A 12,403-nucleotide genomic window follows, 5' to 3' on the forward strand; every position below is an offset into this window, starting at 1 on the left:
TAACTGACAAAGAGTAAAGGCTCAAGTATTTCTTGAGCCTTTACGACATAAAGACAGCTGGATTGTTAACCTTATTGAGTCTTTAACACTTTTTTAACGGTAGCTTCTAAGCTAGTTAACCCCGCTTTTTTTCCTGTAACAATCGCCTCATCAATGCTTTTATTGTGATTGAAGTGCGAATCTAATGCGAACATAGCACCAACACGGTTACCGCTGGCGCAATGAACAAAAGCTTGTTCTTTATTTGTGATGGCAGCAGTAAATAATGCGAGATTTTCTTTATTGATATCACTGGCACCACTAATAGGTATCGCAATATAATTCATGCCCAAGGCTTCTACTTTAACTTGTTCGTCAAAATCGTCAAATTCACCATTACCCCGTAAATTTATTACCGTTTTAATACCACTTTTTGACAGCATAATGAGATCATTTTCGCTGGGTTGCCCACCAATAATAAATTGCTGGCTATATTGTGTAGCATTTTTGGCTGAGAGCTTATCACTAACGTCATTAGCTTGGCTAAAACCAGATAAAGTGAACATTAAAATTAAAAAGATAAAAACTACGCTTGCTTGTTTATTCATTAGTGTACTTCCAATTGGCGAATTAACTTTATATGATTTTTGTTTTGAACATACTTTATGCAAAGATGTAAAAAACGCTAGTCATAGCAGTTTTTTAATATATATTAATTGTATAAAACTTGATATTAAAGGTAGCAAAATAAAATGATTTTTGGTGCAAAAAACAAAGAAGAAATCTCTCGTTTGAAAATTGAGAATAACCAATTAAAAAATCGTATTGAATCACTAGAAGAAAAATTATTATTAGCCGAAAATGATAATTCTCAGTTAGCTGAAGATATGTCTACTAACGATAGTCGTGCTCGTACACATGAAGATCTGAATAAGCTTTGGATGCAGTCTTCAAGTTTAATTGACCAAATTCGTCAAGAGTTAGCATCTTCATCTACCGGTATGATTGAGCATCGTGATACCTTTCAGTCGTCGCAGCAACTCTTTGATCAAATCATGGATATGTTAGCAACAAATATTATTTCCACGTCAGAGATTTCTAATGAGACGCAATCGGCATCAACATCAGTTGACCAATTGAAAACAGTGACTTCTGGCATTAATGACTTTGTTAATATCATTAAAGGTATTTCTGATCAAACTAACTTATTAGCGTTAAATGCCGCCATAGAAGCAGCAAGGGCTGGAGAACAAGGCCGAGGCTTTGCTGTCGTTGCTGACGAAGTTAGAACATTAGCCCAACGCTCAGCGGAGGCTTCCAATGAAATATCTAACTTAATAGAGCAAGTTAATACACAAATGGGCGATGTTATTAATGGTATTGGTCAAGTAGGCGAGAAGAGCCAAGCAATAAGCGCCAGTACTTCTTCTATTGAAGATACCGCGAATCGTATTGTGTCATTATCAAAAAATATGTATTCGGTTATTACTCATTCAACAGCCGATGCATTCTTACAGACGGTTAAAATGGATCACGTTGTTTGGAAACTTGACGTCTATAAGGTGATGTTAGGTATGTCTGATAAATGCCTTGAAGATTTTGCTGATCATACTATGTGTCGATTAGGGAAATGGTTTTATCAAGGGGAGGGCGCTGAAAAATATGCAACACAAAGCGCTTTTAAACAAATAGAAGGCCCACATATCGATGTTCATAGTCATGGGCTTGAGGCGTTAAAGGCTCATAAGGCTGGAGACTCGGCTCGTGCATTAAAAGCCCTTACTGTTATGGAAAATGCGAGTTTTAAAGTGGTTGATGCATTAACGGGGCTTTCTCAACAAGTTGCTCAAAATATTAATTCAGCAACTAAAAAGTAGCACTTTAGCTTTTATTGTTCAGGATGGCCTCTCTCAGACATCCTGTCTTTTGATACATTAGTGCATCCTTGCACGTCAACGGTCATGGCAGCTCTTAGGTATCGATACCTTCGCTGCCAAAGAACGTATATGTTCAGGATGAACGGTATAACGTGGTGGCATGGATGCCAAGGAACGTATATGTTCAGAACTGCATAGATGCAGGGAGTAGAGAGTAGGGTAATACAGCAGCAGTTACCGAGCGGCCAATGGCGGTCTGTGTTTATTATTTAGCTTTTAGTCGCTAGGTCACTCGTTGGTAAGTACTTATATTTTGTACATGGGCACATGGGTGTTTTCTAATTTGTAACCCTTTAATGTTGCTTGACCTTGATAACTTGACTCACCGTCACCGCTGAACTCAAAATCAAAAATACTGATCCAATGGGGTCCCAAAGCTTTGCTAAAGGTTAAGCGACTTGATCGCCGCGAAAGCGAAATGAACTGCAAACCATCTTTTTCACAATATGCTGTTATGTGGCGTAATGCGAATTCTGAAACTTTTCTAAGGTAAATGAAATACCACAAAAATAAACAGACAATCAGTAATAAATAAATATTTTCCATTCTAGCTCTCTATCATTAGCGTTGAAATAACATACCAATAGCTTTACTTAACTCATTGCTACGGTTTGGCGCTCTCATACATTGAAATATTAATGGCCGTAAAGTAGGAATAGCCACTAAATCTTTAAAAATAGCTTGGAAAACGGCAATATCATGCTGAGTTACTAATAACTCCAAAAAAGTCATGATTTGCGGTTCACTGGTGAAAACTTGCCAACATCTCCCAGCAATCACTATCGCTATTTCTTCAGACATTCCTTGTGCAGGCGACGCTTGCTTAATCAGGGTATTAATAAATATTACCACATGAGGGTGTTCACAACTTGATGATAAACTTCGTAATATAAAACTCAGCTCAGCGTTACTGTCTTCATCTTTTGCACTCTCACGCAGCTTAAATTCTGCAATGAGTCTATCAATAATATCTACTGATAACTTAACATTTTCTAATGCTGAACATAATGGCTTAAGAACCTGCGAAGGTAATTGAGGAAGAGCGTTGACTATTATTTTTTGTATTTCTTTAGCTGATAAACGTACGGCAAAATCATTTAAGCCTTGCACGCCTACGTTGTGGTAATCCTGCCAAGAATTTTCGCCCGATAAATAACTTAATGCGCCTGAAAAATATTGGCTACTATTATTTTTTGTTTCTAGCGAAATTAAACTGTTCATATAGGCTAGTTTGTATTGTGGCGGAGTAAAATGATAAGGATTACTTTTAAGTAAGGCTTCTTGTTGCTCGCTTGGCGCCGTACTAAGTTCAGCACCTAATGCTTCAATAATAATAGCTATAAAATGATCCCTTGCGGCTAAGTTAAGTAAACCACGCTCATCAAGAGGTATCTTTACAAACCATAAATATGGTGAAGCGTTTTGCTTTTGCCAAAAAGCTATTGCTATAAAGGCATGGCCTTGAGAAGGGAATGGATAAGGGATCTGGTTTGCTTCAATTTTAGTAAAACTATCTTTTGATAATTTATCTATTTTTCGGCCAATATCAAATACCCGATATTGAGAGCCAGAAAGCTTTAATAATTCAGAAATAGAAGAAATAGTATTCATAGCTTAAATAATAAATAAAATAATAATCGAATAATGTTGGCATTATAGAGATAATAATAGATCAATACTATTTGCTTTTTGCATAGCAGATAAGAAACCTAGAGATAATCATGCCTTTTGATGAAAAACCCATCTTAACGATATTATATCAAGATGATTACATTGTTGCCGTTGACAAACCAGCAGGACTTTTTGTTCATAGAAGTTATATGGATAAAGATGAAATATATTTTGCCTTACAATTGGTGCGTGACCAAGTGGGTAAATATGTTTATCCCCTTCACCGATTAGATCGCCCGACATCAGGTGTTCTATTATTTGGTTTAAACGAAGAAGTAGCCCGATTAATGGGGCAAGTGTTTATTGATAAAAAAATTCAAAAAACATACTTTGCTTTGACGCGTGGTCATTTACTGGGTGCAGGCGAAATAGATTATCCCCTTAAAGAGAAGCTCGATAAATTAGGTGATAAAAATGTTAGCCTTGATAAAGCGCCGCAAGATGCTGTTACTCACTACGAGTCTTTATTAACTGCAAGTTTACCTATTAAGGTCGGTAAATTTGATAGTGTGCGTTATTCATTAATTAAATTACTGCCTACCACGGGAAGAAGACATCAAATTCGCCGTCATTTAGCGCATTTACGCCATCCTATTTTAGGTGATATTAATTATGGGGATAATAAACAAAATCCATTTTTCATTGAACATTTTGGCTTTAAGCGGCTGATGTTAATCGCTAAAAAAGTTGTATTTATTCACCCTATTACCAAGGTACAGCTGACAATTGAAGCTGAATTTGATCAGCAATGGCTAGAGGTTTTTGATGAACTATCTTGGGAGACTAAAATAATAAAGACCTTAACGTAATCATTACATTAGCTTATTCAGCGGTAATAATACGAATAGAATTTACATCTCTAGCAATTAAAGCAGCATAAACATGTGTGGTTCGTTGGCTATTATCGTCGCTAATTTTTGGCCCTTTAATATTGACAGTATTAACAAAAATATCATTACTATAACGTTCGCGTTGCTGAGCAAATGCTAACATCATTTGCTGATCTTCCGTTACTGGACGATGAAGCAATGACATCATCAAATGATGGTCAGAGAGCAATGGTTTTTTTTCTATTGCTACTTGAGGGGTCGAGCGACAAGCCGTCAGAAATAAAGCACTAAGAACAACAAGCAAAGTTAAAATATTTTTCATGATCAGTCAATAATAAAACAAGTGATACCTCTAGATGGCAAATGGTATGCCAAGTGTTTTATTGATTGTTAAATCAGTTGAGCTAAATGAAGTGAGAATAATTAATTAACTGTTATTTATAAAGAATTTTTAAATTTTTTATTTAATGAAAGCAAGTGTTTTTGTAAAGAACATTAACTTTGACAGCCAAGCTATAGCAAAGACTGTTCAGCTGTCAAAAAAATAGCGGTGATAAATTCACCGCTATTTTTACAAAGAATTTATCGCTTTATTCTTCTGATACCGAACGAAGTAAAGCATTAATACCAACTTTTGCGCGTGTTTTAGCATCAACTTTTTTAACGATTATCGCTGCGTATAAACTGTAGGTACCACACTTAGAAGGTAAGTTGCCCGGTACGACTACTGAGCCTGCTGGCACACGTCCATAATGTATTTCACCCGTTTCACGGTCAAAAATGCGAGTACTTTGACCAATGTAAACGCCCATAGAGATTACAGCGCCTTCTTCAACAACTACACCTTCAACAATTTCCGATCGTGCACCAATAAAGCAATTATCTTCAATAATGGTTGGTCCCGCTTGTAAAGGCTCTAAAACTCCACCGATACCAACACCACCAGATAAGTGTACATTCTTACCAATTTGAGCACATGAACCAACAGTTGCCCATGCATCAACCATACAGCCTTCATCAACATAAGCGCCGATATTAACAAAGCTTGGCATAACCACTACATTCTTACCAATAAAACTACCCGTGCGCACAGATGCGCCAGGAACGACACGAACACCGTCAGCTTCAAAGTCTGCTTGTGTGTAATCAGTATATTTCATCGGAACTTTATCAAAAAAGGTACTTTCGGCGCCGTCGATGACTGCGTTGTCCCAAATTCTAAAAGAGAGTAAAACTGCTTTTTTTAGCCACTGATGAACAACCCATTCACCGGCTACTTTTTCTGCAACACGTGCTGAACCATCATTTAAGGCGGCTAATGCGTTTAACACCGCCTGCTTTACTTCAGTTGAAACCGTTTTTGGCGTGATGTTCATTCGATCTTCAAAAGCTTGTTCTATGGTGCTTTGTAAGTTTGACATGGTAATTCCTATTCTTTTAAATTTATGGTCTAAAGTGTTAAATGCTAAATTGTTTTTCACATAGCATCGCTGAAAGTTTTTGCTGTTGTTCTTGTGTTAACGCTAAATTATCAGTGTTTGAAACCGTAAAAACATCATCTATCTTTTCACCAAAAGTTGTGATTTTTGCTGAGTGAATATTTAGTTTGTTTTCTTGAAAAATTTTGGCAAATTTAGCTAATAGGCCGGGATGATCAAGCGCAATTATTTCTAATACCGTAGTTTTATCGGTTGCCGTTTCGATAAAGCTCACTTTAGTAGGAACTTTAAAGTTATCAATATAAGCGGGAGCAGGTTTGTTTTTTACTTTTGGCAGTGGCTTCATTAATGATTTAGTGAGTTTGTTTGCTATATCTAATGCCCGACTGCTGTCCGTAATCGCTCTGTTTTTTTGATCTAATACCACAAACGTATTTAAGGTATAGCCTTTCTTACTGCTAATTATTTTAGCATCATGAATCGATAAACGCTGCGCGTCGAGTAAGGTCACCATTTTTGCAAAAATATTTGCTGAGGCTTTGGTATAAATAAATATTTCAGTACCGCCTCGATAAGGTTTAGGACTGATCAACACTAAAGGTTTTACGATACTATGTTTTATTATATGACGGCTATGCCAAGCAATTTGTACCGGTGAATAACGTAAAAAATATTCGGCTTTAAGCTTTTTCCAAAAGGTTCTAATTTGATTAGCATCGCACTCGTAATCTTTGAGCAGTTCAAGTGCTTTTTCTTGGTTTTCTCGTGTTTTTGCACGTAAATCAACTTGTTTTTCGAGTCCGCGGCGAAAGGCTCTTTTGGTATTAAAATAAAGCTCTTGCAGTAAATTTGCTTTCCAGCTATTCCATAAACTTTCATTGGTTGCACGCATATCAGCAACGGTTAAACAATAGAGATAATCTAAGTGAGCTTCATCCCTGACAATAGCAGCAAAATTTCTGATCACTTCTTCATCAGCAATATCTCGACGTTGTGCGGTTACCGACATCACTAAATGGTTTTTGACTAACCAGGCTATCATGCGCCCATCGTGATCACTTATCGGGTGAACCTTGCTAAATTCTAAGGCATCAACTGCACCTAACTTTGCATGGTCACCACCACGACCTTTCGCAATATCGTGAAAAATGCCTGCAATATATAATACTTCTGGCTTACGAATACGCTGCATTATCTTGCTACAAAGCGGATAATCATTGTCGTGTTGAGGTTGGCTAAAACGGTAAATATTTTTAATTAAGCGGTAGCTATGTTCATCAACTGAATATGCATGAAATAAATCAAACTGCATCTGCCCAACAATACTTCGCCATTGTGGTAAATAAGCGGCAATAATCGAATGGCGATGCATTAAGCTAAAGGTTAATCCTAAGCCATTAGGATGCTTCATAATTTCGATGAAGATTCGTCGACATTCGGCGTAATCCATCAGCCCTGAAATTAAACGTCTACGGGCATTTCTTAATAATCTTAGTGTCTGAGGGTGTAAATCGGTAATATTTTCATTTTGAGCAACCAGTAAAAACAGTTCCATAATTTTTACTGAACTCATAAAAACTCTGTCATTTACTGCATTTATTTGGCCATCAATAATAATAAAATCTTTAGTCAGGGGGATCTTTTCAACCGGATGATTCTTTTTGATAATGGCATATTCAAAATGCTGTAATAGCATTTTATTAAGTTCAGCAACACGGCCAATAATACGAAAAAATCGCTTCATCATGCGTTCAATAGCAAATTTACCTTCATCACCAAAGCCCATTAAACTGGCAACTTCACCTTGGTAATCAAAGAGTAAACGGTTTTCATTACGACCCGCAATAATGTGCAAAGCGGCACGCATCCGCCATAGGTAGTCTTGACACTCTAATAATTCAAAAAATTCGTTTTGTGTTAAATAGTGATGGGCAACAAGTTCTTCAAGTGAGTCGGCAACAAAATGTCGTTTGGCAACCCAAGCTATGGTTTGAATGTCTCGCAGGCCACCCGGATTAGCTTTTAAATTGGGCTCTAGCGTATAAGAAGCACCATGGTATTGTTGGTGGCGTTCGTATTGTTCTTCGCGTTTGGCCAAGAAGAATTTTTTTGAGGTCCAAAAGCCATCTTTTGCCAATAACGGGTATAAATTCTGAGTGAGGGCTTCATTGCCACAAATTTGGCGCATTTCCATCAGGTTTGTCGCTATGGTAACGTCGCTTTTTGCTTGTTTTACACATTCTTTAACACTGCGGACACTGTGACCAATATCGAGCTTTACATCCCATAGCTGAGTAATAAAAGCAGATATTTTTTCGGATAAGGCATCACTGATCTTTTCTTTAGTCAGTAATAATATATCGACATCAGAATAAGGATGTAATTCACCTCGACCATAACCACCAACAGCAAGTAAGCTAATTTGATCTTCATCTAAATTGTGCTGGCACCAAAGTTTATGGAGAATTTTGTCGACAAACTCTGAACGCGTTGATACTAATATGGATACCTCTACATAAGGAAATTTATCTTTTTGCCATTGCTGAAAATCGCGGCTAAGTTGACAAATATCTTGAGTAGAAATAAAAGGGGAGCTAACGGCTAATGGGGTACTATATTCTATCGGAAAAAGAGTTTGCATAGCTGAATATTTTACTCAATAAGTTAAGGCGATAGACATCATGCTTTATTTAGCCATTAAAAAGCAAATAACGACTATCGCTAACTTATACTTTGTTAACAAAACCAGTAATAAAACTAGTTATGTAGATGTCTTGGAATCGTATCATCGCTATGCAATGTTAAAATTTCACAGCCTGTGCGAGTAACCACAAGTGTATGTTCCCATTGTGCCGACTTTTTGCCGTCTAAGGTGTAAACGGTCCAATTATCTTCTTTATCTAGTAGTGTATTAGCACGACCAAGGTTAACCATAGGTTCGATAGTAAAACACATACCTTCAAGCATTTTTTCTTTGTCGGTATTTTTATAATGAACGATCTGTGGTTCTTCATGAAAAACGCTGCCAATACCATGGCCACAATATTCTTTTACAATAGAGTAACGACCTGATTTTTTTAAAAACTTTTGAATAGCAGTGCCAATCTCACCAAAGGTGTTGCCAGGTTTTACTTTTTTCAATCCGACGTACAAAGCTTCTCTGGTGATACGACATAAACGATTGTCTTCAAGACTTACTTCGCCAATAAGAAACATTTTACTGGTATCACCGTGATAGCCATCTTTAATAACAGTGATGTCCATATTAACGATGTCGCCATCAACTAATGGCACGTCGTTAGGAATACCATGACACACCACGTGATTAACTGAGGTACAAATTGATTTAGGAAAGCCATGATAATTTAATGGCGCTGAAATGGCATCTTGCACTTTGTCTGTATAGTCAGCGCATAGGGTATTTAACTCATTGGTTGTCACACCCGCTTTTACATAAGGTGTGATCATCTCTAATACGTCGGCGGCAAGTTTTCCTGCTATACGCATTTTTTCTATTTCTTGCTGAGTTTTAATTGTAATACCCATTTATTCCTCTATTGTCTGTTTAGTGTAAAGGCTACGGTTGTTATTTTGCCTAAAAGTGTCGTTATTGTCTATTGGTCTAGTTTTTTGCAAGTTCAAGCTCAACAGCTTCTATTATTGCACTAGGGTTTTGTAAATATAAGTTATGATTGAGTAAGGTTAGGTTTTCATTATGAGCAATTAGTAATGCGGGGATCGCTTTTGTACCAATATACTCTTGAAAGTCATAAATTTCTTGTAAAACAAATTCGGCTTCCTTAGCTATTTTACCTTCTTTAAATACTTTTGCAGGCGGTGATAGCTTAAGTTCATCAATGATAGGCTGAAAATCACTTTCGTGCGTAAACGCTGTGCCTTGTTCAAAATGCTGTTTTTGGATAGCGGTAATAAGCTCTAAAGTTAAGTGAGGCACTTTTTGACTGACCCATCCTATTAAATTAGCACTTAATGTTGAGTCTTTCTCTACGTTAAGTGTCTTCACATATTCGTGACTAAATTCAATGTTAGCGTCATCTTCAACGGCATCAATAGTTTTTCGGCTGACTTTCTCATCTCCTTCATAGTGAGCACTGTGCCATAAATTTAAAGTGATATTTGGATAAGCATCAGCAATTTCTTTAACTAAAGAAGTTGTCGCAAAGCTCCAAGGGCAGTGTGTGTCATAAATAAAAAAGAGTTCAGTAGACATGGTCATATATCGCCGTAGTGTTAAGTCAAAAATTTAATAAAATATAGAACCGCTAATTTTAGCGCGTACAGTAAAATTATCCCAGTAATATTATTACTATATTAATTAAGAAATATTGACCTTTAATTGTTAATTTCTAGCCTTTGGTAAATTAATATGGTATAAAGTGCGCCGTTAAATTTGTCGATTGAATAGCATAGTTATTTAGATTTTATCTAAGTATTACTCAGTGTTTTCGGTTATCCGATTACTAACTTGTTGTTATCGATAGTGTTTAGCTTTTAAACTTGTATTATTAAAAATAATAATACTTATTATAAATTCACATACATTTATTAAGAATATGTCGGGGTGCTCAGTTTGAATTTGTCTTAATTATAAGCAAATAATCGAACAATAAAGAGTCAGGTATATTTGAATGTATGAACGCTTAACCCCCTAAACCAAATAAAGGAAAAATCATGCCAAACGTTTCTATGCGCGATATGCTTAAAGCAGGTGTTCATTTCGGTCACAAAACCCGTTACTGGAACCCAAAAATGAAAACTTACATTTTTGGTTCACGCGATAAAGTTCATATCATCAACCTTGAACAAACTGTTCCTATGTTCAATGAAGCCCTTGCTTTCTTATCAGGTGTTTCTGCGAAAAAAGGTAAAGTTTTATTTGTTGGTACTAAGCGCGCTGCAAGCGATGCAATTAAAGATGCTGCTATCAAATGTGATCAGTTTTACGTTAATCACCGTTGGTTAGGTGGTATGTTGACTAACTGGAAAACAGTTCGTCAATCAATCAAGCGTTTAAAAGATCTTGAAGCACAAAGCTCTGACGGTACTTTTGAAGCTCTTACTAAAAAAGAAGCTTTGATGCGTACACGTGAAATGGAAAAACTTGACAAAAGTCTTGGTGGAATCAAAAACATGGGTGGTTTACCTGACGTTTTATTCATCATTGATGCTGATCACGAACACATTTCTATTAAAGAAGCTAAAAACTTAGGTATTCCAGTAATATCTGTAGTTGATACAAACTCAAACCCAGATAACATTGATTTCATTATCCCGGGTAACGACGATGCAATTCGCGCTGTGACTTTATACACTGATTCTGCTGCTAACGCAGTTTTAGCTGGTCGTGAAAAGAACATTGTTGTTCAAGCTGAAAAAGACGGTTTTGTAGAAGCTGAATAATTTCAGTTTTTCATAATCTTTTTTGCTATTGCCACAAGCGTGTTAGCGCTTGTGGCAACATATTAATATTTATGCCCGGCTTTAAATAGTTTAGGGGATAACAAAATTTGAGGAATTCTCTCATGGTAATTACTGCTGCAATGGTAAAAGAACTTCGTGAACGCACAGCTGCGGGCATGATGGATTGTAAAAAAGCTTTACAAGAAGCTGAAGGCGACATGGAACTTGCGATTGAAAATATGCGTAAGAACGGTCAAGCAAAAGCGGCTAAAAAAGCCGGTAACATCGCTGCTGAAGGTGCTATTTTAATTAAAAGCGCTGATGGCGTTGCTGCACTTCTTGAAGTTAACTGTCAGACTGATTTTGTTGCAAAAGATTCTAACTTCTTAGGTTTTGCTAACGAAGTTGCAGACGCTGCTTTAGCATCAAAAGCGACAATCGAAGAGTTACAAGCTCAATTCGAAGAAAAGCGTATTACGCTTGTGACTAAAATTGGTGAAAACATCAATATCCGTCGCGTTTCATACGTTGAAGGTGCTGCATTAGCTTCATATAGCCATGGCGCTAGTATTGGTGTTGTTGTTGCTGGTGAAGGCGATGCTGAATCATTAAAGCACATTGCTATGCACGTTGCTGCAAGTAAGCCTGAATTTTTAACACCTGAAGATGTTGCTGATAGTGTTGTAGAAAATGAACAGCGTATTCAACTAGATATCTTAAAAGCTGAAAACGATGCTCTTGATGATAAAAAGAAAAAACCTGTTGAATTACTTGAAAAGATCATCATAGGTCGTATGAAGAAATTTACCGGTGAAATTTCTTTGACAGGTCAAGCATTCATCATGGAACCTAAGAAAACTGTTGGTGTTGTTCTTAAAGAGAAAGGCATTACGGTTTCTAACTTTGTTCGTTTAGAAGTTGGTGAAGGCATTGCTAAGAAAGAAGAAGATTTTGCTGCTGAAGTTGAAGCACAAATTGCTGCATCAAAAGCTTAATTTTTAAGCATTTAATTCAGTAAAACAGTTCTTTTTTCAGTTTAGACTTTCGATAGTCAGCTAAACGTATTAAAATAGCCGCGGTCAAATTGATCACGGCTATTTTTTTCGCCTATTTATAGACAAAATAC

General features: G+C 36.7%; 12 protein-coding genes and 1 pseudogene. 5 read left to right on the top strand and 8 right to left on the bottom strand.

The window, feature by feature from the left end:
• Nucleotides 1–71: 71 nt before the first annotated feature.
• On the bottom strand, nucleotides 72–587 hold the full coding sequence (locus tag H4J69_RS00780; protein WP_182244091.1) for a fused DSP-PTPase phosphatase/NAD kinase-like protein: 516 nt from the start codon (nucleotides 585–587) through the stop codon (nucleotides 72–74).
• A 453-nt stretch (nucleotides 588–1,040) separates the two neighbouring features.
• Here H4J69_RS00780 and H4J69_RS20420 point away from each other — a divergent pair.
• Both H4J69_RS20420 and H4J69_RS20425 read left to right on the top strand, forming a co-directional pair.
• Nucleotides 1,041–1,403: pseudogene (locus tag H4J69_RS20420) on the top strand (methyl-accepting chemotaxis protein); the annotation flags it as partial.
• A 102-nt stretch (nucleotides 1,404–1,505) separates the two neighbouring features.
• A complete protein-coding gene (locus H4J69_RS20425) occupies nucleotides 1,506–1,856 on the top strand; it encodes a CZB domain-containing protein (protein ID WP_259364954.1) in 351 nt (116 codons plus the stop codon).
• A 306-nt stretch (nucleotides 1,857–2,162) separates the two neighbouring features.
• Here H4J69_RS20425 and H4J69_RS00790 read toward each other — a convergent pair whose 3' ends face one another.
• Together H4J69_RS00790 and H4J69_RS00795 are read right to left on the bottom strand one after the other, a co-directional pair.
• Nucleotides 2,163–2,462, bottom strand: coding sequence for a DUF3301 domain-containing protein (locus H4J69_RS00790; RefSeq protein ID WP_070374063.1), 300 nt, complete (start codon nucleotides 2,460–2,462; stop codon nucleotides 2,163–2,165).
• Nucleotides 2,463–2,477: 15 nt separating this feature from the next.
• Complete coding sequence (locus H4J69_RS00795) at nucleotides 2,478–3,527, bottom strand: DUF3549 family protein (protein WP_182230102.1); 1,050 nt, start codon at nucleotides 3,525–3,527, stop codon at nucleotides 2,478–2,480.
• A 110-nt stretch (nucleotides 3,528–3,637) separates the two neighbouring features.
• Between H4J69_RS00795 and truC the strand changes: the two genes are divergently transcribed.
• Nucleotides 3,638–4,396, top strand: a complete 759-nt coding sequence (gene truC / locus H4J69_RS00800) for a tRNA pseudouridine(65) synthase TruC (protein WP_220465983.1) — start codon at nucleotides 3,638–3,640, stop codon at nucleotides 4,394–4,396.
• Nucleotides 4,397–4,409: 13 nt separating this feature from the next.
• Here the strand turns inward: truC and H4J69_RS00805 are convergent, their stop codons facing one another.
• The 5 genes from H4J69_RS00805 to H4J69_RS00825 all read right to left on the bottom strand — a co-directional run bounded on the left by H4J69_RS00805 (nucleotide 4,410) and on the right by H4J69_RS00825 (nucleotide 10,087).
• Nucleotides 4,410–4,739 (bottom strand): hypothetical protein, encoded by a 330-nt coding sequence (locus tag H4J69_RS00805; protein ID WP_182215633.1) that lies wholly within the window; start codon nucleotides 4,737–4,739, stop codon nucleotides 4,410–4,412.
• A 268-nt stretch (nucleotides 4,740–5,007) separates the two neighbouring features.
• Nucleotides 5,008–5,838, bottom strand: coding sequence for a 2,3,4,5-tetrahydropyridine-2,6-dicarboxylate N-succinyltransferase (dapD, locus tag H4J69_RS00810; RefSeq protein ID WP_182215635.1), 831 nt, complete (start codon nucleotides 5,836–5,838; stop codon nucleotides 5,008–5,010).
• Between the two features lie 37 nt (nucleotides 5,839–5,875).
• On the bottom strand, nucleotides 5,876–8,497 hold the full coding sequence (gene glnD, locus H4J69_RS00815) for a [protein-PII] uridylyltransferase (RefSeq protein ID WP_182215637.1): 2,622 nt from the start codon (nucleotides 8,495–8,497) through the stop codon (nucleotides 5,876–5,878).
• Between the two features lie 116 nt (nucleotides 8,498–8,613).
• Nucleotides 8,614–9,402, bottom strand: a complete 789-nt coding sequence (gene map / locus H4J69_RS00820; RefSeq protein ID WP_182230101.1) for a type I methionyl aminopeptidase — start codon at nucleotides 9,400–9,402, stop codon at nucleotides 8,614–8,616.
• A gap of 76 nt (nucleotides 9,403–9,478) precedes the next feature.
• On the bottom strand, nucleotides 9,479–10,087 hold the full coding sequence (locus H4J69_RS00825; RefSeq protein ID WP_182215641.1) for a hypothetical protein: 609 nt from the start codon (nucleotides 10,085–10,087) through the stop codon (nucleotides 9,479–9,481).
• 461 nt (nucleotides 10,088–10,548) lie between these two features.
• On the opposite strand from H4J69_RS00825, the gene rpsB reads away from it, so the two are divergent.
• Both rpsB and tsf read left to right on the top strand, forming a co-directional pair.
• The gene (gene rpsB / locus H4J69_RS00830; protein WP_070374057.1) at nucleotides 10,549–11,277 is read left to right on the top strand and encodes a 30S ribosomal protein S2; all 729 of its coding nucleotides are present in this window, start codon (nucleotides 10,549–10,551) and stop codon (nucleotides 11,275–11,277) included.
• 122 nt (nucleotides 11,278–11,399) lie between these two features.
• On the top strand, nucleotides 11,400–12,272 hold the full coding sequence (tsf, locus tag H4J69_RS00835; RefSeq protein ID WP_070374056.1) for a translation elongation factor Ts: 873 nt from the start codon (nucleotides 11,400–11,402) through the stop codon (nucleotides 12,270–12,272).
• The last annotated feature ends 131 nt before the right edge of the window (nucleotides 12,273–12,403 follow it).

Source organism: Colwellia sp. BRX10-9 (assembly GCF_014077405.1).
Lineage (GTDB): Bacteria > Pseudomonadota > Gammaproteobacteria > Enterobacterales > Alteromonadaceae > Colwellia_A.